The organism is uncultured Mediterranea sp., assembly GCF_902493215.1.
GTDB lineage: Bacteria > Bacteroidota > Bacteroidia > Bacteroidales > Bacteroidaceae > Bacteroides.
In genome coordinates this window covers 23,530-48,724 of the sequence record NZ_CABUOL010000024.1, presented here as the reverse complement: position 1 = coordinate 48,724, position 25,195 = coordinate 23,530, and the positions used below count along the sequence as shown (strand labels likewise).

Annotated in this window: 23 protein-coding genes; 10 read left to right on the top strand and 13 right to left on the bottom strand. The window is 45.4% G+C overall.

Annotation, left to right across the window (positions count from 1 at the left end):
• Positions 1–23: 23 nt before the first annotated feature.
• The 5 genes from RDO88_RS12065 to RDO88_RS12045 all read right to left on the bottom strand — a co-directional run bounded on the left by RDO88_RS12065 (position 24) and on the right by RDO88_RS12045 (position 5,341).
• Complete coding sequence (locus RDO88_RS12065; protein ID WP_307759610.1) at positions 24–962, bottom strand: hypothetical protein; 939 nt, start codon at positions 960–962, stop codon at positions 24–26.
• The gene (locus RDO88_RS12060) at positions 937–1,902 is read right to left on the bottom strand and encodes an MBL fold metallo-hydrolase (RefSeq protein WP_307759609.1); all 966 of its coding nucleotides are present in this window, start codon (positions 1,900–1,902) and stop codon (positions 937–939) included. Before RDO88_RS12060 ends, RDO88_RS12065 begins: the two co-directional genes overlap by 26 nt.
• A 279-nt stretch (positions 1,903–2,181) precedes the next feature.
• Positions 2,182–3,294, bottom strand: a complete 1,113-nt coding sequence (locus RDO88_RS12055; RefSeq protein ID WP_307759608.1) for a HigA family addiction module antitoxin — start codon at positions 3,292–3,294, stop codon at positions 2,182–2,184.
• Positions 3,278–3,607 carry a hypothetical protein gene (locus RDO88_RS12050; RefSeq protein ID WP_307759607.1) on the bottom strand — a complete coding sequence of 110 codons (330 nt, stop codon included), beginning with the start codon at positions 3,605–3,607 and terminating at the stop codon, positions 3,278–3,280. Before RDO88_RS12050 ends, RDO88_RS12055 begins: the two co-directional genes overlap by 17 nt.
• Positions 3,608–4,402: 795 nt before the next feature.
• Positions 4,403–5,341: a hypothetical protein gene (locus RDO88_RS12045; RefSeq protein WP_307759606.1), complete on the bottom strand. Its 939-nt coding sequence runs from the start codon at positions 5,339–5,341 to the stop codon at positions 4,403–4,405.
• A 1,567-nt stretch (positions 5,342–6,908) separates the two neighbouring features.
• On the opposite strand from RDO88_RS12045, the gene RDO88_RS12040 reads away from it, so the two are divergent.
• Both RDO88_RS12040 and RDO88_RS12035 read left to right on the top strand, forming a co-directional pair.
• The gene (locus tag RDO88_RS12040; protein WP_307759605.1) at positions 6,909–7,142 is read left to right on the top strand and encodes a hypothetical protein; all 234 of its coding nucleotides are present in this window, start codon (positions 6,909–6,911) and stop codon (positions 7,140–7,142) included.
• Positions 7,139–7,555 (top strand): AAA family ATPase, encoded by a 417-nt coding sequence (locus tag RDO88_RS12035; RefSeq protein WP_307759612.1) that lies wholly within the window; start codon positions 7,139–7,141, stop codon positions 7,553–7,555. The genes RDO88_RS12040 and RDO88_RS12035 overlap by 4 nt, the downstream gene beginning before the upstream one ends.
• Positions 7,556–8,275: 720 nt before the next feature.
• Here the strand turns inward: RDO88_RS12035 and dnaK are convergent.
• Positions 8,276–10,195: a molecular chaperone DnaK gene (dnaK, locus tag RDO88_RS12030; protein ID WP_307759604.1), complete on the bottom strand. Its 1,920-nt coding sequence runs from the start codon at positions 10,193–10,195 to the stop codon at positions 8,276–8,278.
• A gap of 379 nt (positions 10,196–10,574) precedes the next feature.
• Entirely contained in the window at positions 10,575–11,369 is a 795-nt protein-coding gene (locus tag RDO88_RS12025) for an META domain-containing protein (RefSeq protein ID WP_307759603.1), read from the bottom strand.
• A 211-nt stretch (positions 11,370–11,580) separates the two neighbouring features.
• On the opposite strand from RDO88_RS12025, the gene RDO88_RS12020 reads away from it, so the two are divergent.
• From RDO88_RS12020 to RDO88_RS12000, 5 genes are all read left to right on the top strand, one after another.
• Positions 11,581–12,774, top strand: coding sequence for a saccharopine dehydrogenase C-terminal domain-containing protein (locus tag RDO88_RS12020; RefSeq protein ID WP_307759602.1), 1,194 nt, complete (start codon positions 11,581–11,583; stop codon positions 12,772–12,774).
• 90 nt (positions 12,775–12,864) lie between these two features.
• Positions 12,865–13,311: a thioredoxin-dependent thiol peroxidase gene (bcp, locus tag RDO88_RS12015; protein WP_205095645.1), complete on the top strand. Its 447-nt coding sequence runs from the start codon at positions 12,865–12,867 to the stop codon at positions 13,309–13,311.
• 30 nt (positions 13,312–13,341) lie between these two features.
• Positions 13,342–14,382, top strand: a complete 1,041-nt coding sequence (gene recA, locus RDO88_RS12010) for a recombinase RecA (RefSeq protein WP_307759601.1) — start codon at positions 13,342–13,344, stop codon at positions 14,380–14,382.
• A 240-nt stretch (positions 14,383–14,622) separates the two neighbouring features.
• Positions 14,623–15,504, top strand: a complete 882-nt coding sequence (locus tag RDO88_RS12005; protein ID WP_307759600.1) for a LysR substrate-binding domain-containing protein — start codon at positions 14,623–14,625, stop codon at positions 15,502–15,504.
• Positions 15,505–15,630: 126 nt separating this feature from the next.
• Entirely contained in the window at positions 15,631–16,707 is a 1,077-nt protein-coding gene (locus RDO88_RS12000) for a putative sulfate exporter family transporter (RefSeq protein ID WP_307759599.1), read from the top strand.
• 92 nt (positions 16,708–16,799) lie between these two features.
• Here the strand turns inward: RDO88_RS12000 and RDO88_RS11995 are convergent, their stop codons facing one another.
• Positions 16,800–17,417 (bottom strand): L-selectin, encoded by a 618-nt coding sequence (locus RDO88_RS11995; RefSeq protein ID WP_307759598.1) that lies wholly within the window; start codon positions 17,415–17,417, stop codon positions 16,800–16,802.
• A gap of 206 nt (positions 17,418–17,623) precedes the next feature.
• Between RDO88_RS11995 and clpB the strand changes: the two genes are divergently transcribed.
• On the top strand, positions 17,624–20,218 hold the full coding sequence (gene clpB / locus RDO88_RS11990) for an ATP-dependent chaperone ClpB (RefSeq protein ID WP_307759597.1): 2,595 nt from the start codon (positions 17,624–17,626) through the stop codon (positions 20,216–20,218).
• Positions 20,219–20,281: 63 nt separating this feature from the next.
• Here the strand turns inward: clpB and RDO88_RS11985 are convergent, their stop codons facing one another.
• The 5 genes from RDO88_RS11985 to nusB form a co-directional block, all read right to left on the bottom strand.
• A complete protein-coding gene (locus tag RDO88_RS11985) occupies positions 20,282–20,704 on the bottom strand; it encodes a DUF5606 domain-containing protein (RefSeq protein WP_307759596.1) in 423 nt (140 codons plus the stop codon).
• Positions 20,705–20,791: 87 nt separating this feature from the next.
• Entirely contained in the window at positions 20,792–21,409 is a 618-nt protein-coding gene (gene coaE / locus RDO88_RS11980; protein ID WP_307759595.1) for a dephospho-CoA kinase, read from the bottom strand.
• Positions 21,390–22,415 carry a CdaR family protein gene (locus RDO88_RS11975; protein WP_307759594.1) on the bottom strand — a complete coding sequence of 342 codons (1,026 nt, stop codon included), beginning with the start codon at positions 22,413–22,415 and terminating at the stop codon, positions 21,390–21,392. The genes coaE and RDO88_RS11975 overlap by 20 nt, the downstream gene beginning before the upstream one ends.
• Before the next feature lie 13 nt (positions 22,416–22,428).
• Positions 22,429–22,761, bottom strand: coding sequence for a preprotein translocase subunit YajC (yajC, locus tag RDO88_RS11970; RefSeq protein WP_307759593.1), 333 nt, complete (start codon positions 22,759–22,761; stop codon positions 22,429–22,431).
• Between the two features lie 46 nt (positions 22,762–22,807).
• Positions 22,808–23,734 (bottom strand): transcription antitermination factor NusB, encoded by a 927-nt coding sequence (gene nusB / locus RDO88_RS11965; protein ID WP_307759592.1) that lies wholly within the window; start codon positions 23,732–23,734, stop codon positions 22,808–22,810.
• Positions 23,735–23,936: 202 nt separating this feature from the next.
• Here nusB and RDO88_RS11960 point away from each other — a divergent pair, with 202 nt between their 5' ends.
• Together RDO88_RS11960 and RDO88_RS11955 are read left to right on the top strand one after the other, a co-directional pair.
• A complete protein-coding gene (locus RDO88_RS11960) occupies positions 23,937–24,359 on the top strand; it encodes a DUF3276 family protein (RefSeq protein ID WP_307759591.1) in 423 nt (140 codons plus the stop codon).
• A 141-nt stretch (positions 24,360–24,500) separates the two neighbouring features.
• A complete protein-coding gene (locus tag RDO88_RS11955; RefSeq protein ID WP_307759590.1) occupies positions 24,501–25,091 on the top strand; it encodes a 50S ribosomal protein L25/general stress protein Ctc in 591 nt (196 codons plus the stop codon).
• Positions 25,092–25,195: the final 104 nt, after the last annotated feature.

The following is a 25,195-nucleotide window of genomic DNA, read 5'->3' as shown; positions in this document are numbered from 1 at the left end:
TTAACAACAAGTGCAGTTATATACTACCAGTTGTGTAGAATAGTATATAACTGCCATTTTTTATATATATTTGTAGGGTCATGCAGAATAGGCTTCTCCTCTGGTTTTATTTGATCATCAGAATATAAGTTTTGTACTTCATCAATAAAGTCAGGCATTACAAATCTTGCCTCAAGAGGGAACCTCGTATTATTACGGTTAACTAATATTGAATCATTGACATCACGGAACAAGCTATCGTAAACAACATTCATTGCTTGTTTACACTGTGTTATATTGATGAAATTAAGTGATTTCCATTTTCGACGCGTTAACTGTGATTTTATCTTTTCTTCTAATGCCTGTGTAATCTTTACATTGTGAAACTCACCCTCCGTCGCAGCATATTTCCATAGTACACCATACATCAATGGTTGGTTCTGGGCAAAGACACCACCACCAGACATTCCATGTAAACTGTCCATATTGTCAACATGCGAAGTGATATTAACCAAATCTACTTTGCTATCTACACATTTACAGTCCAGTCTGGTAATTATATCTTGTGCCTCACCTGAAACTCCGTACAGTTGCATGGATTTTTCTTCAATGAGGTCATCCGCCAACAAGAAAGGGGTAAAATACTTTTTGCTCTTATCAATCTTAATGATAAGAAAATCTTCACCAATAGGAAGCAAAGAATTTGAGATCGTGTCTTTTGTAATGGTTTTATAGGTTACAAAACGACCATCCTCAAATACTTCAATTTCGATTGATCCTATCTTATCAAGAACATCGTTCAACTTTTTCCTCCGAGTATCTTTAAAAATATGTTGAGCTGTGAAGATATAATCGTACTCTTCATCTCCACCTAATGGATATAGGACTCCACTTCCTCGAAACTGGAGTCCTCTTCCTTTGATGTCTGCCTTTATTTTAACACAATTGCTGCGAATATCAAATCCTGAATCCATTACAAACATTGAGATTAATATTATTTTTTTTCAATTCATCAGCTGTTATTCCAAGTATATCAAGAGATTCTTGATAGTTAAAATACACGTTGATTGCTTTATCTGCACTTTCTCTGTAACGAATAAGCTTGGCTATAGTCTCCTTATTGGGGAAATAATATTTCTTATTCTTCTTAGTTGAAATAATGAAGTTTGAGCATTTTATCTCGTCAATGATGTTTTTAGTAACATTTCGCGTACTCCCATGATGGGGAAGTTTCATTAAATCCAATTCAAGAGGTGTACCGTTCGTCTTATTATAATACTGAAGCGCATCACATAGTACCTTAGGAGTACTATCACCTGGTAACAATATTTTTTTTCCTTCACATTCTGCTAGAATTATAATTGACTGGCTATTTGCACCACCTTCATCAAGATCGTCATCATCAACATTATCAATCAAGGTTCTTAAATCAATGTGCCAATCATCTGAACAAGCTCCAAGCTCATCAGGTTCTTTCGGTTTATATTCATATGCCACATCATGATCAGGTGCTAATACATGTAGTTTTATGTCGCCAACCTCTGTCGTAGAACCAAGTAACTCAGAAGTATTATTATTCCAACACAATCTGTCTATTTCAAGAAGAAGAGACGTTAACTCATTTCCTTCGGGCACAGAGTACTCATTTATATCTTCTTTCTTGGGGAAGTTAAACCAAATATGTTTCAACCTGTGTGTTTCCCCCTTTTTTTTCATGTGTTTAATCAATGCTATGATACCAGCTATGTGATCTGAGTCAATATGAGTCACTACAAGGAGGTCAATAATCTCATCCTGTGGCATTTGGTCATACCGAGTCCTAATTGCAGTTGTAGATTTTCCGCCATCAATCACAATGTTTTTCTTATTGTGGCTAACCCAAATGCTATCGCCAGTACCTGCTTGAAGAATTTCTATGAACATCTTGTAATATATATAGACATGATTATAACAATAAGTCCTCCCGTTTTAATTTAATTCCGGATGAATTTTCTGAATCCGCTGCATTATATATTCGATAGTGTCCTGTTTGGATGCAATTATTTAAATCACAGATAAAATATGTAACTACTTCTCTACGATATATGAATCCATTTAATGACATCAAACCTTTACCTTTTTGATACTAGAAGCAGCAGTCCTTCCACTCGTGTAAATGAAACTACCAACTGTTTCGTACGAGTGGAAGAGACATTATGAATGTTAATCAAATATCTTAGGAGAACGATAAGCTGAGGTCTTGTACCAGTTGGTATCATGCTTATATCTTGAAACAGCAATAGATGGACTAATACCATATCGTTCAGCTTCAGTCGCTATAGTTTTTACAATTTTATGAGGAGAAAGACTATTACAACCCACTTTTAAGATTTCATTCCATATGGCTTCAGGGATGAGAGTATTTTTAGCAAATTCGTTCGCTTCTTTTTCTCTTGGATCTGAGGAATATTCGACCCCTTCAATCGCAATGAATGCCTTTTGGATATCAGATAAGTGTCGATCTATATGACATAATTCATGTAGAATATCAAAAGCTAACTTATCCATATCGTTATAACGGTAGGTCACAGTTATGATTGGATGTCCATTTACTATCGTAGAATAAGCATCAATCGGAGCCTTGTCTAATTTTTGAACCTCAGCCAAAGATACTCCATAGTTTTGTAAACATTTTTTAACATTATTCACGCTCATTTTTCTTTGATTTGCCATTGAAGCAATTTCTTCAGCAGCTTTAAGAGCATTACCTTGTTCATAGCTGTTTAAGTTTGAAATATGCGAAATCGTCAACCAATTAAGGACAAGCCATGTGAACATATTCTTCTCATCAATTTGTACTTTTTCACTATGTTTATAGAAACCAGCCACTTGCATCTTTTGTTCCTGTATAGTTAGCAGGTCAAATGGGAATAAGTCTTTTATCCATCTTACTTTATCAACGACAGATGTAAAAGGGCAATGAAGACATTTGTATAGATGTTTTAAATTTAGTATTTTAGAACATTCTTCCTCAAACGCAAAGGCTTCCTGTTCTTCAATACTACGTTTCTCTATGGCTATACAGTCATATGTATAACTGTTTTGGAGATTCATCCATACCTTAAAAGGTATGCCTAAATGCTGCTCCAGCTTCATTGCCAAATCTTCATTTAAGTTACGTTTGCCCTTAATAAATGCATTTAAGTGCGTGGGTTGCACACTTATTTGTTGGGCAAAATCTTTTTGCTTTATACCTCGTTCCTGCAATTCTTCACGCAAGATTTCTCCTGGGTGTATTGCTCTAACGGGAATTGGATTGTTACTTTTTGTTGCCATAATGTGTGCTATCTATTTCAATTAGTTCAACTTCAATACCGTCGTCAGTTTCCGTAAACAGGAGGCGTTCTACCATGCCATTGACAATCCGAACAGAGCTTCGTTGCTCTACTTGGTGCTTCAGTTTTTCATAATGCAAAAAACTAAATAGTTTTAACTCAGCAGTAGACTCTACATCATGCATCGTTTTCACTGCGCGTATATATCCATCTATAAATTTCTTGTTTTTGCAAAAGTTCTTGTACCTTTTATCTCTTGTCTTACCTGTTTCATACAATTCTAACAAAACTTCATCTTTGAATATTACTTTCATGCGGTGAAATGCTATTTGTTACAGCAAAGATATGCATAAATTACCAAATATGGTAATTTTTCAATAGGTATTTTTATTTATACTAGAATAAAGTTCCCAATACTACATCAAACGATATACTTTCTCCATCCATGACGAAAGTCTTACAAATTAATCAAGAATTTCCACAGATGGTAGAACTGTTATCTAAATACTTAGTTTATAAATGTGAAGATAAAACCAGATATTAAAGAGATATGTATATTATACATAGAAAGCATTGAATGATGGACAAATCTACCAGATGGATTAAGTGCTTTGGATGTATTTTTTGAAAGTTTTTTCTTAGGTAATATAAGAGAACTCAAAAATGGTTCAAGAATGTGGACTATAACCTATATAAATGAAGATAGTGAAGTTGAAGCATATTAAAATTATGGATTACTCTGTATCAAATTGTATGCTAAGACTATGATGATCAAGTAATCATAAATTCACCAGTTTAATCTATAGAATAATTTAACTTTATTTCGGCAATTCTTTGATGAGTAAATATAAAAAGCTTATAACTTACTGATGCTTAGTAATTTACATAATTATTTATTTCGTGTTATCCACCAAATTTGTTGCGGAACAAGTAAGCCATAAAAAACAATAAACAAAGAAAGAAGACGCCAAATATAAAAAGCATAAAAGGTGTGAAAATCGCCTGATTTCCGCACCTTTCCTTATGGATTTTTATCGCCACTTACTTGACTTTTAGAAAATATAGAAAATCAAGGGACTGAAAAACATTACATTCATTCTCTAAAAAAATTATACATTGGTTTGCAACCATAATTTAAACAGCGGGTCTGTAATGGTATATATACCTCCCCGTTGGGTTTGAGATGTCCTATCTATAATTTTCCGGTCAGCCATCAGTTTGAGATATGGGGATATCTTCCCGTTATCTTGACCTGTCATCTGACGGATCTCCTGCAGATTGACTCCATTTTCAGGCCTTGCAATAGCCGATAAAATTCTTTGAATCTGCACTACATAACTATCATACTTTGCCTGATAATAGAAAGAGAAATAGTCTAAAAGAAGCATTATATCCATTTCGGGACTTGCAGAATCTTCAATAATCTTTGCGGCAATCTGCACAGAACGGGGTGTCTTAGGCAAGTAAGACATCAGGTTTTCCAAACGTGTCATATCCGCCTCACACCCTACGAACATACTATAATCAGTGACGACAAGAGGCCGTATATAAGAGATCTTAAATCCTTCGAAGAAAGCAGACTCATAACGGGTGAATGCCGGCAGCACCTTGTCGGCTGTCGCTATAAGAATAGGTGCACCGGCTTTATTGAGCTTTCCCCTCAAATTATACTGCTCAGTATTATCAGTCCTCTCGAAATAGTACTGGACATTGTCAATCAACAAGACAGTCCTGCAAGAATCATCCTGCAATGAATGAAACTTCCATATATCATCAGTTGAGAAAAGGCTTTTTCCATCTATGAATATCGGCTTAAGCCATTTGGCACTGTTCTCTATACTGAAATACATCCTTTTGAGCAATGAGGTCTTTCCACTCCCTTTTTCACCAATAATCAAATTGGACTGTGCGACCTTATCCCTGTCCTCCTTTAACAAATAGTTGAAGATGGACGTAAAAATATCATTGTTTATGACAACAGCCTCTTCCTTTATCCCATTGCCAAGAGATAAAGGAGGCTGATGTAATATGCTGGTACTTGTATTCATCTATTTAATCACTAAACAAACGTGCCAAATCAATAATCTCTCAAAAGCGGTGAGCGGAACATACGCAAAGAGTCTTTCTTCATAATGTATTCAAGAACCTTGCTTAAAGTATAATCAACAGCCTCAATCTTTGAAGCATCCTGACCTGTCATCAAATTGTTGAGCATACCATTCCGTAGAATGGCAAGTAGTTTCAGAATCTACCGGGCAGGAAGCTCGTATTCACCATATTCGACTAGTCTCTCAGACCTGGTACTCAAATAATTCTCTGAATATAACTTACGATAAACTGTGTCTATATCTTCCCAAGTCATCTTATCCTCATAGTCTTCTACCTATTTTGAGAAATAGAATAAGGGATCTTCCAATACAACTTGTTCAGCAAATACTCAACAAACTTATCGCTCATTTCAATATATTCAGACCTACAAAACCGCAGAACAGTCAACAGACTTTCGTTTTGCTAATCCGTAGCAGGCTTCTAAGCCAGTTGAGGATAAAGTCCACTTTTTCAGTTCTGTCTTCACCCATGCTGAGAATCACCAGGAAAAGAGTCTATTCATCAACGACAATAAATGTGTCTTCATCGTGCATGATTAGCTCCTTCAAGAAATCTTCCAGATCTTCTTTTTCCCAAAAATCAAATTAAACAGGACTGAGAGAAATCTTCTCTATTCTTTCCTGTACTGAAGCCAACCCTTTTTGGACATTCCTTAGCTACCTGTTTCCAAATATCATTTTTGCAGAAGGTTTCAATTACAAGGTTAAGAAAACCATCTTCTGTGATTGTTTCTAAACACATTTCCACCTCTGATTCTTTTTCTTTTCTATCAGATATTTCGCCAATATAGAGTTGCTAATGCGGCGGGGTACGGACAGTCAAAAGAATGGCTACTATCAAGCAGTCTGTTTACCTTGCGGATTTCCTTTTCTCTTCCGAAGAAGTCACCATATTCTGCCAATGGACCAATCTTATCTGATCTATACATAGTTTTTCAGATTTATCTGCAAAGATACATATCTAATTAATAAAAAAACATTTTTATAGAAGATTATTTTTATAAGTTTATAGCCATGTCCGTTCATTTGTCCGGACGTATTCATAAAATATGAACACAGGTGAAATGATGAAACTATAAGTATAGTCATAAAAAGTGAAAAGGAATTGGGCGGATACAAAGAATTTCTTAAGTTTACAAATTGTATCCCACAAGGATTAATCTGCAGTAATCATGATTAAAAGTTTATATCTAAATAGCTTTACATGCTTTTAAGAATGCAATCTTGCTTTCTGTAAAGGTATCAATGTCTTTATTGGCCGCAACGGCACAGGGAAAACCCATATAATGAAATTCTTGCAGCCTCGATGAAAGCTAACTCGCTTTTTGCACGGTCAATCTCCAAGACAAAGGATAAATTTGGAGATTTGTTCACGGAAAAACTGCTTTGATATTTTAAGCCGGACACACTATGTCATCTAGTATACAAATATGGATCTGGATCCGCATCCGTTAAAATAGCACTGGAATCAGGTGAACTTGCCTGTACTTTCGGTGAAAAGGCATCGTTGGCAAAATCTGACAACAATACTTATATAGATCAGCCGCATTTCATTTACATTCCTCCAAGAGAAATGTTTTCGCTATTTGAGGGTTTCATTAGCTTATATGAAAAAAGAGAAATTTCGTTCGATGAAACCTATCTTGATCTTGCAAAAGCTATGGATGTAGCACCTTTAAAGAATGATGCTCTAAAAGAAGTACAGGACATACTTGCACCAGTACTAAAAAGTGTAATATAAGTATAATAAGAAAGGGAAATCGCTTTTATATAATTGATGATGGCAAGGAATACGAAGCACATCTGGTGGCAGAAGGGCTACAAAAGATGGCTACCATATTGTATCTATGTATCAATGGAGAGTTTAAGCCGGAAAGTATCTTGTTTTGGGATGAACCAGAATCAAACATGAATCCTACCTTGATTTCAATCATTGTAGATCTCATTGTGGAACTCGCCCAAAAATATAAAGTGCAGGTATTTGTATCCACACATGATTATCTGTTGTCACACAAGCTATCAATGATTGCAGAATATACTCCTGAGGAAAGTCCTGAAATGCGATTCTTCAGCCTTTACAAAAATGGCCATAAAGTTGAAACAGAGGTAGCAGACAAGTTAATTGATGTAAATTATAACCCGATATTGGAATAATACTCTGCTTTTCTTGATTTGGAAAACAAATATATGAACAAACACAATAATGAAAGAAAACAGATTTCGGATTACTCATAATACTATAATGTTACTTCTATACTATTTCATATAAAAAGATTATAATTCCGCTGCGTAAAAATACTTAGTGCACTGCGTAAAATGTAAAGATATACAATAACTTATTGAATATTAAATCATTACAGATAAAAATCAAGAAACAACAAAGACTGATCAGATGCATATATGAAGCTATTAAGCAAAAAAATGAGTAATATTTGATTATAATTTAGAGAACAATCTGATTTTATTTCAGCAATTCTTTGAAGAGAAAATATGAAAACTTATAACTTGCTGTTATTTATGTATTTATATATTCATTTGTTGCACATTATCTACTAATTTGTTGCGGTACAAATATGGTACAAATAAGTGAATTACATATATTTTAGGAACAATGAATCAAAAATGTATCCCAATATTCGTTTTCAATATTGATAAAGGAAAAACCACTTGTGTATATCCTTGATTTTCAGACTATATATTTTTTTAAGTGTCACATTATCTACCATTAAGTTACGGTACAAATATGGTACATTTATACCATAAAAAACAATAAACATAGATAGAAAAACACCAAATATAAAAACAAAAAAAGGTGTGGAATCGTCTGATTTCCACACCTTTTCTTATGGATGTTTATTGTTTATTTATCGTTACTTACTTGACTTCCTCAAAATCAGCATCCTGCACATTATCACCTTGTTTATTATTATTCTGAGCTCCAGATTGTCCTGCATTCATGTCAGGTCCGGCTTGTGCACCACCTTGAGCACCCGTCTGCGCATACATTTCAGCGCTAGCAGCCTGGAAGGCAGTGTTCAGTTCAGCCATGGCACTATCGATAGCAGCCAGGTCTTGCGCCTTGTGAGCATCTTTCAGCTTCTGGAGGGCAGCCTCAATCGGAGCCTTCTTGTCAGCAGGAAGCTTGTCGCCCAGTTCCTTCAACTGATTTTCAGTCGTGAAAATCATAGAGTCGGCCTGGTTCAGCTTGTCGATGCGTTCCTTTTCCTTCTTGTCGGCTTCGGCATTGGCTTCAGCTTCAGCTTTCATGCGTTCGATTTCTTCCTTGCTCAAACCGCTGGAAGCTTCGATACGGATGGCCTGTTCCTTGCCTGTAGCCTTATCCTTGGCAGATACCTTCAAGATACCGTTGGCGTCGATATCGAAAGTTACCTCAATCTGAGGAACACCACGACGGGCAGGAGCGATACCTGTCAGGTTGAACTGACCGATGGACTTGTTCTGAGCAGCCATCGGACGCTCGCCTTGCAATACGTGGATGGTCACTTCCGTTTGGTTGTCGGCAGCTGTAGAGAAGGTTTCGCTCTTCTTGCAAGGGATAGTCGTGTTGGCTTCGATCAGCTTCGTCATTACGCCACCCAAGGTTTCGATACCCAAGGTCAACGGAGTAACGTCAAGCAATACGATGTCGCCCACACCAGCCTCTTTGTTCAATACGGCACCTTGTACGGCAGCACCTACGGCTACAACCTCATCGGGGTTCACACCCTTGGAAGGAACTTTGCCGAAGAAGTCTTCTACCAGCTTCTGAACGGCCGGAATACGTGAAGAACCACCTACGAGAATGACTTCATCGATATCTGAGTTACTCAAGCCTGCGTCGCTCATAGCCTTCTTACAAGGCTCCAAACATGCCTGAATCAGATTGTGAGCCAATGCTTCGAACTTGGCACGAGTCAGCGTCTTAACCAAGTGCTTGGGCACACCACCTACCGGCATGATGTACGGCAGGTTGATTTCTGTAGAAGTAGAAGAAGACAACTCGATCTTAGCCTTCTCGGCAGCTTCCTTCAAACGTTGCATAGCCATCGGATCTTGAGTCAGGTCAGCACCTTCGTCGTTCTTGAACTCCTGTACCAGCCAGTCGATGATTACCTGGTCGAAGTCATCACCACCCAGGTGGGTATCACCATTGGTTGACAATACCTCGAACACACCGCCACCGAACTCAAGGATGGAGATATCGAACGTACCACCACCAAGGTCGAATACGGCAATCTTCATATCCTTGTTAGCCTTGTCCACACCATAAGCCAATGCGGCGGCTGTCGGCTCGTTCACGATACGTTTTACGTCCAAACCAGCAATCTGACCAGCTTCTTTCGTAGCCTGACGTTGAGAGTCGGAGAAGTAGGCCGGAACAGTGATGACAGCTTCCGTAACTTCTTGTCCCAAATAGTCTTCAGCGGTCTTCTTCATCTTCTGAAGAATCATAGCTGAGATTTCCTGCGGAGTATAGTGACGTCCGTCGATGTCAACACGCGGCATGTTGTTGTCGTTCACTACCGGATAGGGTACGCGGGATACTTCTTTCTGTACCTGCGACCAGTTCTCACCCATGAAACGTTTGATAGAATAGATTGTACGCTTCGGGTTCGTGATAGCCTGACGTTTGGCGGGGTCACCTACCTTACGTTCGCCACCGTCAACAAATGCCACTACTGAAGGAGTTGTACGCTTGCCTTCGCTGTTGGCGATTACTACAGGTTCGTTACCTTCGAATACGGCAACACAAGAGTTTGTAGTTCCTAAGTCAATACCAATAATTTTTCCCATGATCGTTATTTTTTATTTGTTATTATTCTGTTTATCTCTGTCCGCCTCATCGGCAGACGCTTCTGAAAGGACAAACGCCGTGCCAAATGCCAAACAGCTTCATCAAGGCAGTAAAAGTCTGACAAGCCCTGCCAGTTTGGCAGAATTCTATCCAATAAACTGACGAAACAGACAACATTAAACGACAGTTATCCTCTACCCTGACAAATACGCTCCTATATATTTCCTCCAGTTCCTTCGAGGAAAAGCAATGCTTTCTCCAAAGGAAAACGATACTTTCCGCCAAAGAAAGCAATGCTTTACTCCAAAACAAAAAAAGCCGCTTCCATTGGAATGTATCTTCCTCAGGAAGCGGCTCTATCACCTTATTATATTAATATCATTCCTTAACGAGCACCAGTACCAGCCCACCGGTTGCATTGTAGAAACCGAAACCACCGTTTTCCAGTCGGGCAAAAGTTTTCACTTCACCCAAGGCTTTGGTAATACGGCCCTCCACTTCCATGTCGGGACAAGCCATCATCGTACTGATGAGATTGGGGAAAGAAATGGCCGACGTGTTGCTTTCATCGGTCACAAAACCGCCGTTAATGGTATTGCAACCTGCATTGCCATGCACTCTCTTCTCGTTTACGTTCAGCTCAAGGAAAGGCTGCTTCTCCATTCCGTCAGGAATGTCCTCTCCCCCAGCCTGCACTATTTTCCATCGTCCGTTCAGATCGGCAGCCGAAACGTCAGACAAACGTTGCTGCAATACCATAACCGGACGTTTCAAAGACTTTCCGCACAATGCTATCTGTCCGTCACCCAGCTTTGTGAACTTCTTTACCTGCGCCAAAGCCGTCAGGACATTTTTCTCCAGCGTCATGTCAGGACACATCATTTGGGTGCTTCCCATCTGTCCCAACTCCAGTTGGCCGGGCTTTCCGCCCGTATCAAAGCTACCCATCAGGCGGTTGCAACCGCTATTGCCATATACTCGGCCCGTATTTGTTTCAAAACCGATGAACGGAAAGGTCTGCCCCGCTGCCGGAACAACCGCCGTCCCATTGATTTCGATAATATTCCACTCGCCGCTGAGGTCAGATACCGGCGTAAGATTCTTTGTCGAGGCACACGATGACATGATTGCCACAACAGCTGCCACACTCCAATAAACACGAATTTTCTTCATTGTCTCTAAGTTTAAGTTAAATTATCAACCGCAAATATAGAACAAAATAACAGGATTACAAACAATTTGTTTGGCATTTGCACCCGAAATGCCAAAGTATTTAGTGCTATTTTAATGTTTATCTAAGAATTAAACAGTATATTTGCTGACGAAATACAAGTAAGAAACAACTGGAATATTTATCAATCACATTATTAAATAAGAAACAAAAATGGGTAAAGTTCTAATTATCGGTGCAGGCGGTGTAGGAACCGTCGTTGCACACAAAGTTGCTCAGAATCCGGATGTGTTCACCGAAATCATGATTGCCAGCCGCACAAAGTCCAAATGCGACGCCGTCGTGAAGGCCATCGGCAATCCCAACATCCAGACCGCTCAGGTAGATGCAGACAATGTAGACGAACTGGTGGCGCTCTTCAACAGCTTCAAGCCCGAAATCGTCATCAACGTTGCCCTGCCCTATCAGGACCTGACCATCATGGAAGCCTGCCTGAAGACGGGTGTCAACTACCTGGATACGGCCAACTATGAGCCCAAGGACGTGGCCCACTTCGAATACAGCTGGCAATGGGCCTACAAGCAGCGCTTCGAGGAAGCCGGCCTCACCGCCATCCTCGGTTGCGGTTTCGACCCGGGTGTGAGCGGCGTCTATACGGCCTATGCCGCCAAGCATCATTTCGACGAAATCCAGTACTTGGACATCGTGGATTGCAATGCCGGCAACCACCACAAGGCTTTCGCCACCAACTTCAACCCCGAAATCAACATTCGTGAGATTACCCAAAACGGACGTTATTACGAGAACGGCCAGTGGGTGACCACCAAACCGCTGGAAATCCACAAGGACCTGACTTATCCGAACATCGGCCCGCGCGACTCCTACCTGCTCTACCACGAAGAGCTGGAATCTCTGGTGAAGAACTTCCCCACCATCAAGCGCGCCCGCTTCTGGATGACCTTCGGCCAGGAATACCTGACTCACCTGCGCGTCATTCAGAACATCGGTATGGCCCGCATCGACGAAGTGGATTACAACGGTGTGAAAATCGTACCTTTGCAATTCCTGAAGGCCGTACTCCCCAACCCGCAAGACCTTGGTGAGAACTACGAAGGCGAAACTTCCATCGGTTGCCGCATCCGTGGATTGAAGGATGGCAAGGAGCGCACCTACTATGTTTACAATAACTGCAGCCACCAAGCCGCCTACAAGGAAACAGGTATGCAGGGCGTCAGCTACACCACAGGTGTACCGGCCATGATTGGTGCCATGATGTTCCTCAAAGGCATCTGGAAGAAGCCGGGCGTATGGAACGTCGAAGAATTCGATCCCGATCCATTCATGGAACAACTCAACAAGCAGGGATTGCCTTGGCACGAAGTAATTGATGGCGACCTCGAACTTTAATATCAGCGGTAAGTGGTGAACGGTGAGCGGTGAACATGCCGCCCCGACAACCACTGACCGTTAATCACTAACCGTTAACCACTAACAAACATGAATGTAGGAGACAAAGCCCCCGAGATATTGGGCATCAACGAGAAAGGCGAAGAAATCCGCCTGAGCAATTATAAAGGAAAGAAACTGGTGCTCTACTTCTATCCGAAAGACAGCACATCGGGTTGTACCGCCCAGGCCTGCAACCTGCGCGACAACTACGACGCCCTGCGTCAGGCCGGCTACGAAGTGGTAGGCGTCAGCGTGGACAGCGAGAAGTCGCACCAGAAGTTCATCGAGAAAAACTCCCTCCCCTTTCCCCTGATTGCCGACACAGACAAGAAACTGGTCGAGCAGTTCGGAGTATGGGGCGAGAAGAGCATGTACGGCCGCAAGTACATGGGTACCTTCCGCACCACCTTCATCATCAACGAAGAAGGCGTCGTGGAGCGCATCATCGGCCCGAAGGAAGTCAAGACCAAGGACCATGCGGCACAAATCCTTTAATACCATTTACCATTTATCCGACAGACAAATATGGCAAAAAAAGACGAACTTAATTTTGAAAACGAAGGCGCCGCAATGCCCAACAGCGAAAAGCTGAAAGCCTTGCAGGCCGCCATGGACAAGATAGAAAAGAGCTTCGGCAAAGGTTCCATCATGAAGATGGGCGACGACAGCGTCGAGCAGGTCGAAGTCATCCCCACCGGCTCCATCGGGCTGAACGTGGCTCTGGGTGTAGGTGGCTATCCCCGCGGTCGTATCATCGAAATCTACGGTCCTGAATCCTCTGGTAAGACCACATTGGCCATTCATGCCATCGCCGAAGCACAGAAAGCAGGAGGCATCGCCGCTTTCATCGATGCCGAACACGCTTTCGACCGCTTCTATGCTGCCAAGCTGGGCGTTGACGTGGACAACCTCCTCATCTCCCAGCCCGACAACGGTGAGCAGGCTTTGGAGATTGCCGAACAGCTCATCCGCTCCTCGGCTATTGACATCATCGTCGTCGACTCCGTAGCCGCCCTTACCCCGAAAGCTGAAATCGAAGGCGATATGGGTGACAACAAGGTAGGCCTTCAGGCCCGTCTGATGTCACAAGCGTTGCGTAAATTGACATCTGCCGTCAGCAAGACCCGCACCTGCTGCATCTTCATCAACCAGTTGCGCGAGAAGATCGGTGTCATGTTCGGCAATCCCGAAACGACTACCGGCGGTAATGCCCTGAAGTTCTACGCATCCGTCCGCCTCGATATCCGTGGTGGTCAGGCCATCAAGAACGGCGAAGACGTCATCGGCAAGCAGACCAAGGTCAAGGTTGTCAAGAACAAGGTGGCTCCTCCCTTCCGTCGTGCCGAGTTCGATATCATGTTCGGCGAAGGCATCTCGCGTGCCGGTGAAATCATCGACCTGGGTACCGAACTGGGCATCATCAAGAAGAGCGGTTCCTGGTTCAGCTACAACGACACCAAGCTGGCCCAAGGCCGCGATGCAGCCAAGCAGGTCATTTTGGACAACCCCGAGTTGGCCGAAGAACTGGAAGGGCTGATTTTCGAAGAACTCAAGAAAGAGAAATAAAGTTCCATATCTATTTATGAAGGTGTGTCAAAATAGAAGTATTTTCAACTCTCCTCCTTCCAGAAGGAGGAGTACCCGATAGGGGGAGGAGGTAGGTGAAAACATAACGCGTTAATTGATAACCTCTCGCGAAAACCTACCACCCCGCCCTTTGGGCACCCCTCCTTCCAGAAGGAGGGGAGTTAAATAGCTCAACCTCATTTTGACACAGACCCTTTATTCATTATAATTCCCCGTAGCATGAGTGATTTCCGTCTGAAAGTGTTCCACGCTGTAGCCCGAAACCTGAGTTTCACCAAGGCTTCCCAAGAATTGTTTATCAGCCAGCCGGCCATCACCAAGCATATACAGGAATTGGAAAGCACCTACCAGACCCGTCTGTTCGAGCGTCAAGGCGGGAAAATATCCCTGACCGAATCGGGCCGTATTCTGCTGGAACATTGCGAACGCATACTGGAGGAATACCGCAAACTGGAGTACGAAATGCACCTGCTCCACAACCAATATACCGGCAAACTGCGGTTGGGTGCTAGTACAACCATCGCCCAATACGTACTTCCCCCCATGCTCGGTACGTTCATCAGCAAATTTCCACAAGTAGAACTCTCGCTGCTCAACGGCAATACACGCGAAATGGAAGCAGCCCTGCAGGAACATCGCATCGATCTGGCACTGGTCGAAGGAGTGACCCGCCTGCCTAATTTGCGTTACACCCCCTTTCTGGAAGACGAACTGGTAGTCGTTGTACGTACAGGCAACCGCCTGCCGATAGCCGACGAAATAACTCCCGAACAGCTGGCCACCCTCCCCCTGGTGTTGCGCGAACGCGGATCGGGTACCTTGGATGTCTTCGAACGGGCCATCCTGTCACATAACATCAAACTATCCTCCCTCCACGTACTCATGTATCTGGGAAGCACCGAAAGCATCAAGCTTTTTTTGGAACATACCGACTGCCTGGGTGTCGTTTCCATCCGTTCCGTCAGCAGGGAGCTGTATGCCGGCCGCTTGCGCGTAGTCGATGTCAAAGGCTTGGAAATGAAACGTGAATTCAATTTTGCCCAACTGCAAGGCCAGGAAAGCGGATTGAGCCAGGTTTTCATGCAATTTGCCCGACGATAATCGTTCCAGCGCTCTTATTACTTTTGGTTATAACTGATAAAAATATAAGAATTGCAACCTCCACCGGAAATACGTACCTTTGCGCCCGACAAAGAAAAAGTTAAACCAACAAAAAAAAGAATCGTTATGTTCGAACGTGGAAACAGAGGCAACACCTTTCATGGCATCCTGCTCATTGCCTTATTCTCCTTCTCAGCTTTCTACATCGCTGAAATCCCATTCGTAAAAAGTCTGTCGTTCAGCCCCCTCATCGTCGGCATCATTCTGGGTATGCTGTACGCCAACAGCCTTCGCAACCGCCTGCCTGAAACGTGGGTACCGGGTATCAAGTTCTGTACCAAGCAGATTCTCCGTGCCGGTATCGTGCTCTACGGCTTCCGCCTGACGCTGACCGAAGTGGCAGCTGTAGGCCTGCCTGCCATTGTGGTAGACAGCATCATCGTCTGCGGCACCATTTTTCTGGGTGTATTCCTGGGCAGACTGATGAAAATCGACAAAGATACGGCCCTCATCACATCAACCGGCAGCGCCATCTGCGGTGCGGCAGCTGTATTGGGTGCCGAACCGGTCATCAAATGCGAAGGCCATAAGACAGCCATCGCCGTGTCTACCGTCGTTATTTTCGGAACCATAGCCATGTTCCTCTACCCCATCATGTATCGTTCGGGACTGCTGTCCGGCCTGTCCGACACACAGGTAGCCATCTATACGGGAAGTACCCTGCATGAGGTAGCCCATGTAGCCGGTGCAGGCAATGCGATGGACCCAACCGATACGCTGGGTATTGCCGGTACGGCCACCATCACCAAGATGATCCGTGTCATGTTACTGGCCCCTGTACTGGTCATCATGAGTTTCGCCCTTGCCGGCCGGAAAAGATTGTCGGCCGACGGCACAGCCTCCAAGAGCAAAATCACGATTCCCTGGTTTGCCTTCGGCTTCATCGGCATCATCTGCCTGAACTCCCTGCTTCAATACCTCTTTGACGCACCGACCGTCAAGGACATCCCGCTGAACGGAGCCATCGAGTACATCGATACCTTCATGCTCACCATGGCCATGACGGCACTGGGTACAGATACCAGTATCGACAAGTTCAAGCAGGCAGGCGCCAAACCCTTCGTACTGGCCTTCGGACTCTTCATCTGGCTGCTGCTGGGCGGTTACCTGCTGGTGAAGTATCTGGTTCCCCTACTGGCGTGACAACCAAAACCACTTCACATATAGAATGGGCCTGCCTCTTTTCAGAAGCGGGCCCATTCCCCTATTATACCTATAATATATAGAAAGCAACGTCATCTCAGTTCCTCTTCCCGAATGCCTAATACATGGGCCAGAGATGGTACAACCGGACACCATTGGCCGACAACAGGGCAAGAAGGTCTCTCCAAACCGAACCACACCGCTTGGACATCCGCCCCCTCTGCATTCTTTCTCCTTTCACGAAGGACTTCCCCCGTCACCTCGTTCAGTTTTTCCTCGTCGGCACTCATGGCTGGTACCAATAACGCCTGTCTCACGGAAGCATTGTTCAGCACCAGGGCCAGCAGGTCCCGATACAACGTTTCGGCTGTAGCCATCTTTTCGGTAGGTACCACCGAAAAAACATATTCGGCCAACCCCGTACGACAAGCCATTCCATCCAGGTCAGACAAAAGAGAAGGCATACAAGCGCTCAACGCATCCCCATCCGTCCCCTGGACCAACAAGACCTGTACCTCAGCCGATGAAAAATCCCGGATACCCGCATCCAGCAGCAGGCAATCCAGCCAGGCCGCCAGGTCGAGTACGGGCAAAGGGCGCCCCAGACGGGCAGCCATCACTTCACGCACCATCCCCACCGTCCGGTTCAGGAACGATACGTCTACCAGTATCACACGTTCCGAAAGTTTCAGTTCCGCAGTTCTATCCATATTCTTAATTCATGTCAGTTATCATCTGTGAAGTGCGCAAAGATAATACAAATAAAGGGAAAATAAGACAGAAAGACCGTCCGAATGCCATTTTGTCATATAAAATTACCAACAATAAGACATTTTGTCCATCCGGTACAAGTGGCAAGAGTTTTGCAAATCAATGGGTGTCAAACCTAACCAAGACTAAAGAAAGGAGAAACGATATGAACTTTAACAACTTTACCATCAAAGCGCAAGAAGCCGTACAGGAAGCTGTGAACCAGGTACAGCGCCGGGGACAGCAGGCCATCGAGCCGGTACACTTGTTGCAGGGAGTCATGAAAGTGGGCGAAAACGTCACCAACTTCATCTTCCAGAAGCTGGGCATGAACGCCCAGCAGATAGAGCTGGTTCTCGACAAGCAGATCGAATCGCTGCCCAAGGTTTCGGGTGGAGAACCCTACTTGAGCCGCGAGACCAACGAAGTGTTGCAGAAAGCCATGGACTACTCCAAGGAACTGAACGATGAGTTCGTTTCACTGGAACCCATCCTGCTGGCCCTGCTCACCGTCAGGAGCACTGCCTCGAGCATTCTGAAAGATGCCGACATGAGCGAAAAAGAGTTGCGTACCGCCATCAGCGAACTGCGTCAGGGTTCGAAGGTCACCTCCCAGTCGAGTGAAGACACCTACCAGTCCCTGGAGAAGTATGCCATCAACCTGATAGATGCCGCCCGAAACGGCAAACTCGATCCGGTCATCGGCCGTGACGAAGAAATCCGTCGGGTCCTTCAGATATTGAGCCGCCGTACCAAGAACAACCCCATCCTCATCGGTGAACCGGGTACCGGTAAGACCGCCATCGTCGAAGGGCTGGCGCAGCGAATCCTTCGGGGCGATGTGCCGGAGAATCTGAAGAACAAACAGCTGTATTCGCTCGACATGGGTGCCCTCGTAGCCGGAGCCAAGTACAAAGGCGAGTTCGAGGAACGTCTGAAGGCCGTCATCAACGAGGTAAAGCAGTCCGAAGGCAACATCATCCTCTTCATCGACGAAATCCATACCCTGGTAGGCGCCGGTAAGGGTGAAGGTGCCATGGATGCCGCCAATATCCTGAAACCGGCCCTGGCCCGTGGCGAGGTACGAAGCATCGGTGCCACGACGCTCGACGAATATCAGAAGTATTTCGAGAAAGACAAGGCCCTCGAACGCCGTTTCCAGACCGTCATGGTGGGCGAACCCGATACGCTGAGCACCATCTCCATCCTGCGTGGCTTGAAGGAACGTTACGAAAACCATCACCACGTCCGCATCAAGGACGATGCCATCATAGCCGCTGTCGAGCTGAGCAACCGGTACATCACCGACCGTTTCCTCCCCGACAAGGCCATCGACCTGATGGACGAGGCCGCCGCCAAGCTGCGTATGGAAGTCGACTCCGTGCCCGAAGAGCTGGATGAAATCTCACGTAAGATCAAGCAACTCGAAATCGAACGCGAGGCCATCAAGCGCGAGAACGACCAGACCAAGCTGGAACAGATCGGCAAGGAACTGGCCGAACTCAAGGAACAGGAAAGCTCCTACAAGGCCAAGTGGCAGAGCGAAAAGACACTGGTCAACAAGATACAGCAGAACAAGGTCGAAATCGAAAACCTGAAGTTCGAAGCCGAGAAGGCCGAACGCGAGGGCGACTACGGCAAGGTAGCCGAAATCCGTTACGGCAAGTTGCAGGCCCTCAACAGGGAAATCGAAGAGACCCAGCAGAAGCTGCATCAGATGCAGGGCGACAACGCCATGATCAAGGAAGAAGTCGATGCCGAAGACATTGCCGATGTCGTATCGCGCTGGACCGGCATACCGGTCAGCAAGATGCTGCAGAGCGAGAAGGAGAAACTCCTCCACCTGGAGGAAGAGCTCCACAAGCGTGTCATCGGTCAGGACGAGGCCATCGAAGCCGTCTCCGATGCCGTGCGCCGCAGTCGTGCCGGCCTTCAGGACCCCAAGCGGCCTATCGGTTCCTTCCTCTTCCTCGGTACGACCGGTGTCGGTAAGACCGAGTTGGCCAAGGCCCTGGCCGAATTCCTGTTCGACGACGAGACCATGATGACCCGTATCGACATGAGCGAGTATCAGGAGAAGCACAGCGTCTCCCGTCTGGTCGGAGCGCCTCCCGGATACGTCGGTTACGATGAAGGCGGCCAGCTGACTGAGGCCGTAAGGCGGAAGCCCTACTCCGTGGTTCTGTTCGATGAAATCGAGAAGGCCCATCCCGATGTGTTCAACATCCTGCTGCAGGTACTCGATGACGGACGTCTGACCGACAACAAGGGCCGGACGGTGAACTTCAAGAACACCATCATCATCATGACCTCCAACATGGGCAGCTCCTACATCCAGAGCCAGATGGAGAAACTGAACGGCAGCAACAAGGAACAGATAGTCGACGAGACCAAACGCGAAGTGATGAACATGCTGAAGAAGACCATACGGCCCGAGTTCCTCAACCGTATCGACGAAACCATCATGTTCCTGCCGCTCACCGAGCCCGAAATCAAGCAGATTGTCACGCTCCAGATAAACGGCGTGCGCCACATGCTTGAACAAAACGGAGTGCAGCTCAGACTCACCGACGCCGCCGTCAGCTTCCTGGCACAGGCCGGCTTCGACCCCGAGTTCGGTGCCCGTCCTGTCAAGCGTGCCATCCAGCACTACCTGCTCAACGACCTCTCCAAGAAGTTGCTGGCACAGGAAGTGGACCGCAACAAGCCGATTGTTGTCGATGTAAACGCTGCCCGTGACGGACTGTTATTCAAGAACTGATCCAAAAATAAAAAGCCCGAAGGCGAACAACCTTTGGGCTTTTTTATTTTAAAAAAAACTACATTATTCTTCAGTAACTTCTTCTTCAGAAACTTCTTCTTCAAAATCAGTCAAGCCTGCATTAACCAATAGGTTATACCAGGTAATCAATTTCTTGATATCTGATACATGTACACGATCACGATCATAATTGGGAAGAACTTCTGCCAAATAAGCACCTAACTCATTGGTCGAAGCTTTTTTGATATCCAATGCAACTACCGCACCGTTTTCCTTAGTTTTCATTGCCAATAATACCTGCTGCAATGGAACATCATCGCCATCGGTGTACATGGCAATATCACCTAAAGAAATTATCTTCTCATTGCCATAGGCCGGAAGGCGTTTTTTATCGGCAATCGACTCAACAATTAACATATTCTTTCCTCTGGAAACCAGCTTGTACAGACCAGGTTTTCCAGATATAGACAAAATAGTCTTCAACATAGTCAGTTCTATTTAAATTTGAATGTTACTAAAATAAGTTATGTGGTGCCTGAAACTTCGTGCCGAACGGACGGCATACCTGTTCCTTTAGCGGCGACAAAGGTAATCAATATTTTTAGATAGCGAAGAAATTAAGGACAAAACCTGCGAAATCAAAGACAATTCACCATCGTTCACAAGAACATAATCGGCCTGACCGCGCTTCTGCTCATCGTCCATCTGCCGGCGGATGCGCTGTTCGACCTGCCCGCGCGAGGAAGCATCCCGCTGCATGGCTCTGCGGATGCGCACTTCGAGCGGTGCGTAGACCATCACGACCACATCCACTTCCTGACGGAAACCGGCTTCCAGAAGAATGGCCGACTCCATACCGACAAAGGGACAGGCAGCATGCAGGCCGCACCAACGACGGAAATCGTCCCTGACACGCGGATGGACAATGCCATTCACACGGGCTGCATGGCAGTCGCTGGCAAACAGATAGGAGGCCAGCAAGGGCTTGTTCAGGCACCCGTCCTGATAAACGTCCGGACCCAGAAGGGACGTCAGTCCGCGACGAATCCCGGCATCGGAGACCATCAGGCGGCGTGTCTCCGTATCGGATATATACACAGGGATACCCATCAGCTCCAACAGACGGGAGACGACGCTCTTGCCGCTGCCGATGCCGCCCGTCACTCCTATCTTAATAACCGGATGTTCCATCGTTCGTATTGACCTGTTCAATGAGAAAATCGACCTGCTCGGGAATGAAACGCACATGGCTGATTCCCTTGGGCAACTTCTTCAGCCGCACCGTATATTTGTTGGTACCAAGACGGACCAGCTCCTCGTAAGAGACAATGAGATGGAAATCTTCGGCCGTGACCTGACGGAAACGGCCGACACCTACCTGGAAGGAAATCTGCACTTTCGACGGGAAAGCACGCAATTCTTTGTCGGCAGGGAAATTGATGCCCCGCAACGGGACTTCCACTGTCTTCTCGGTATACATATCCACCGGAAGAATCAGCTCGACCGAAGAGGGCGAATACTTGATGCCCTTATGAGAGGCCAGGCTGACCTTGCGGCGCAAGGTATCGGTAATGTTCTGCAGATGCAGGGGCTGGGTATAGGCGGCTTTAATGGTGTCCAACGCAGCGACCGGGGCATAGACCAGCACCGAGTCGGGCGTAAAGACCGTATCGGGCAGGTAATATTGCAAACCGGCCTCTACCTGCCCGCACAAACGGACAGGCACTTTCTTGGATTCGCCCGTCGAATAATAGTATTCCAGCGTATCGGGCTTCATGGACAGCAGGGAGGTGGAGGCATTGAGCTGGGTAGTGACCTTCTTCTGAATGGACGAAGAGGGTATCCTGACGTGGGTATCGGCCGACTTGTAGTCGGCAAAATCCAAGGAGACGGGATAGAAGCTCTTGCCCAGCATGTAGTTGAAAAGTACGGTGCCCTTGTCGCGCACACGGATGCGAAGCTCGGATACGGGTTCGGAGGTGATGACGACATTGTCGGGGACATTCTTCAGCCGGACAGGAACGGTGAACTCGGTCTCGTAATCGTTGTTCAACGTCTGCAACAGCCAGAAAGCCGCGGCGATGAAGAAGAAAACCAAAAAAACAAAGAACTCCCGGCTCTTGTCGCTGAGCAGGAAGTTCTTCATTCTTATCTTGATTCTAATATAAAGCCTCTTTATGTTCCTCTGTCCGGACATAAGCTTCATTTCATTATTTACCGACAGCCTGACTGCTGTTTGCGTCGGCAGCAGCGGCAAAAATTGAATTCTTGTCGATGCGGATTCGTACGTTCGAAGCGATCTCCAACAGAACGTCGTTGTCATTGATTTCCTTGATCACGCCATGGATGCCACCGGCGGTGATTACCTTCTGGTTCAACTGGAGTGACTTGCGGAAGTTGGCTATCTCCTTCTGCTTCTTGTTCTGGGGGCGGATCATGAAGAAATACATGATAACGAACATGGCTATCAGCATAATCCACGTCCAACTGGCGTCAGGTCCTGCTACAGGAGCCTGCAAGAGAAATACGGTCATTAAGTTCATAAAAGTCTTTCTTGTAGTTAATGTTTAAATGTCAGAGGCAAAGGTATCAGTTTTTCGACAACTTGCCGTCTTTTTTCAATTGATTAACAATTCCGTCCAAAGTACCGTTTACGAAGCTGCCGCTCTTGGGAGTGCTGTAGACTTTGGCTATGTCGACGTATTCGTTCAACGACACGCTGACGGGAATATTGGGAAAACTCAGGATTTCGGCCAACGCACATTGCATGATGATGACATCCATAAAGGCCACACGGTCCAAATCCCAATTGCGGGTATTTTCGCTGATGAGGTGACGGTAGTAGTCACAGTTCAGGATGCTCCGACGGAACAGGCGGCGTGCGAACTCGCGGTCTTCATCGTCCTTGAACTCCGGAAGCAGCTCCTGAGCGGCACCGTTCTTGGGGTCGAAACGCTTGATGGTCTTCAGTACGAACGTGTCGACAATCTCCTTGTCGTCGTTCCAATAGAGGCTCTGCTCCTCGAGCAAGGCGTCGAGGTCGGCATTGTTGAAGACAAACGTCTTGTAGAGCTTGCGCCACAACTCGCGGTCGGCTTCATACGAAGTCTCGCCCGAAGCCATATATTCCTTATATATATCCGACGAGATGATCTTTTCGTAAAGGCTCTTCACGAAATCCTCGTCATTGTCCCACGAACGCTTCTGCGAACTCACGAAATCGAGCAACTGCTTGTTCACTTCCAGCTGGGCGATGAACTTGTTTTCCACGAACTTGGTATTGGGATTCAACTCCTCGGGTGTAGGAGCCAACTTGGCCTTGGCGGCCGATATGCGCTTCTGCGCATAGTTCGTCACAGCAATCATCAGCATCAGCAGGTAGTTGTACAAATCGTATGCCTTGGACAAGCTGAAGAACAACTCTTTCTCTCCCGCGTCCAAATTTTTACTGCCGTTCTGATAATAAGCATATACAATCTGTATAATCTTAAGACGAATAAGAACTCTGTTAATCATGACTTTTTAGTAAATATGGTTGTTTAACAGGGCACAAAAGTAGGTATTTTTACTGACTTGGCATAAATAAATCACTTTTTTTATCATATTAGTTGATAAACCGGGCATTTTCTTTTGACAGTTGAAAAAAAATCGTCAATTTTGAGCCCCGAAACAATGGGAGAAACATTAAAAGACCTATTTATAGAATATAGTATTGATTATGGAAGAAGAGTGGAAAAAGAAAAACGGCGGAGAGGCCAGTGACAAGGAAATCGTATTCTCACAAGCCATCAAGGCCGGCAAGCGCATTTATTATCTGGACGTAAAGAAAAGCAGAAAAGACGAAATGTATCTGGCCATCACTGAAAGCAAGAAGATAATCAACGGTGAGGGCGAAGATGCACAGGTTAGTTTCGAGAAACACAAGATATTCCTCTATCAGGAAGACTTCGAAAAATTCATGAACGGACTCCAGCAATCCATCCGTTTCATCCAAGACAAACAGGGCGGCCTTCATACGTTCCCCAGAAATGAAAAGAAGGGAACAGCCGCGGAACCTGAAGAGACCTTCGGACCTGCCACAGACAAAGAGGAAACGCATGCGCTGAATGACGGAGAAATCAAAATCGACATCGATTTTTAAGCGCAACCCTTTGATTATTCAAAAAGAAGCAGTACTTTTGCACCGCTTTTTTACAGCATTATGCGGCCGCGCCGCATCGTGTGATGGTGAATTAAGCAAAAACAACTACTTAATTTAGAGTAACACAAAAAATTTGTTCAAATGAAATCAATTGAAGTAAAAGGAACTGCAAGAACCATTGCAGAGCGTTCTTCGGAACAGGCAAGAGCCTTGAAGGCCATTCGTAAAAACAACGGCGTACCCTGCGTACTCTACGGTGGTGGCGAAAACATCCACTTTACTGTAACGGCAGACGGCCTGCGCAACCTGGTTTATACGCCGCACATCTACGTAGTAGACCTCGTAATCGACGGCAAGAAGTACAACGCCATCATGAAGGATATCCAGTTCCACCCTGTAAAGGACACCATCCTGCACGTTGACTTCTATCAGATCGACGAAGCCAAACCTATCGTAATGGAAGTTCCCGTACAGCTCGAAGGTCTGGCAGAAGGTGTGAAGGCCGGTGGTAAGCTGGCTCTGCAGATGCGCAAGCTGAAAGTGAAAGCTCTCTACAACGTTATCCCCGAAAAGCTGGTAGTAAACGTTTCTCACCTGGGTCTGGGCAAGACTATCAAGGTTGGCGAACTGAGCTACGAAGGCTTGGAGCTGATGAACGCCAAAGAAGCTGTCGTTTGCGCCGTTAAGCTGACACGTGCCGCAAGAGGTGCTGCCGCTGCCGCAAACAACTAATCGGTACGTTCCTTCTGAAACAAGGATAAACGAAACAAGAAAGACGCGGATTAACGCAGAGACGCTGGTTTGGTTTACACAATCCGCGGAAATCTGCGATAATC

What these genes read in the sequence shown, in the direction of transcription:
- RDO88_RS12065 (WP_307759610.1), bottom strand. Translation starts at nt 962, where the DNA reads ATGTTTGTAATGGATTCAGGATTTGATATTCGCAGCAATTGTGTTAAA.
- RDO88_RS12060 (WP_307759609.1), bottom strand. Translation starts at nt 1,902, where the DNA reads ATGTTCATAGAAATTCTTCAAGCAGGTACTGGCGATAGCATTTGGGTT.
- RDO88_RS12055 (WP_307759608.1), bottom strand. Translation starts at nt 3,294, where the DNA reads ATGGCAACAAAAAGTAACAATCCAATTCCCGTTAGAGCAATACACCCA.
- RDO88_RS12050 (WP_307759607.1), bottom strand. Translation starts at nt 3,607, where the DNA reads ATGAAAGTAATATTCAAAGATGAAGTTTTGTTAGAATTGTATGAAACA.
- RDO88_RS12045 (WP_307759606.1), bottom strand. Translation starts at nt 5,341, where the DNA reads ATGAATACAAGTACCAGCATATTACATCAGCCTCCTTTATCTCTTGGC.
- dnaK (WP_307759604.1), bottom strand. Translation starts at nt 10,195, where the DNA reads ATGGGAAAAATTATTGGTATTGACTTAGGAACTACAAACTCTTGTGTT.
- RDO88_RS12025 (WP_307759603.1), bottom strand. Translation starts at nt 11,369, where the DNA reads ATGAAGAAAATTCGTGTTTATTGGAGTGTGGCAGCTGTTGTGGCAATC.
- RDO88_RS12020 (WP_307759602.1), top strand. Translation starts at nt 11,581, where the DNA reads ATGGGTAAAGTTCTAATTATCGGTGCAGGCGGTGTAGGAACCGTCGTT.
- bcp (WP_205095645.1), top strand. Translation starts at nt 12,865, where the DNA reads ATGAATGTAGGAGACAAAGCCCCCGAGATATTGGGCATCAACGAGAAA.
- recA (WP_307759601.1), top strand. Translation starts at nt 13,342, where the DNA reads ATGGCAAAAAAAGACGAACTTAATTTTGAAAACGAAGGCGCCGCAATG.
- RDO88_RS12005 (WP_307759600.1), top strand. Translation starts at nt 14,623, where the DNA reads ATGAGTGATTTCCGTCTGAAAGTGTTCCACGCTGTAGCCCGAAACCTG.
- RDO88_RS12000 (WP_307759599.1), top strand. Translation starts at nt 15,631, where the DNA reads ATGTTCGAACGTGGAAACAGAGGCAACACCTTTCATGGCATCCTGCTC.
- RDO88_RS11995 (WP_307759598.1), bottom strand. Translation starts at nt 17,417, where the DNA reads ATGGATAGAACTGCGGAACTGAAACTTTCGGAACGTGTGATACTGGTA.
- clpB (WP_307759597.1), top strand. Translation starts at nt 17,624, where the DNA reads ATGAACTTTAACAACTTTACCATCAAAGCGCAAGAAGCCGTACAGGAA.
- RDO88_RS11985 (WP_307759596.1), bottom strand. Translation starts at nt 20,704, where the DNA reads ATGTTGAAGACTATTTTGTCTATATCTGGAAAACCTGGTCTGTACAAG.
- coaE (WP_307759595.1), bottom strand. Translation starts at nt 21,409, where the DNA reads ATGGAACATCCGGTTATTAAGATAGGAGTGACGGGCGGCATCGGCAGC.
- RDO88_RS11975 (WP_307759594.1), bottom strand. Translation starts at nt 22,415, where the DNA reads ATGTCCGGACAGAGGAACATAAAGAGGCTTTATATTAGAATCAAGATA.
- yajC (WP_307759593.1), bottom strand. Translation starts at nt 22,761, where the DNA reads ATGAACTTAATGACCGTATTTCTCTTGCAGGCTCCTGTAGCAGGACCT.
- nusB (WP_307759592.1), bottom strand. Translation starts at nt 23,734, where the DNA reads ATGATTAACAGAGTTCTTATTCGTCTTAAGATTATACAGATTGTATAT.
- RDO88_RS11960 (WP_307759591.1), top strand. Translation starts at nt 23,937, where the DNA reads ATGGAAGAAGAGTGGAAAAAGAAAAACGGCGGAGAGGCCAGTGACAAG.
- RDO88_RS11955 (WP_307759590.1), top strand. Translation starts at nt 24,501, where the DNA reads ATGAAATCAATTGAAGTAAAAGGAACTGCAAGAACCATTGCAGAGCGT.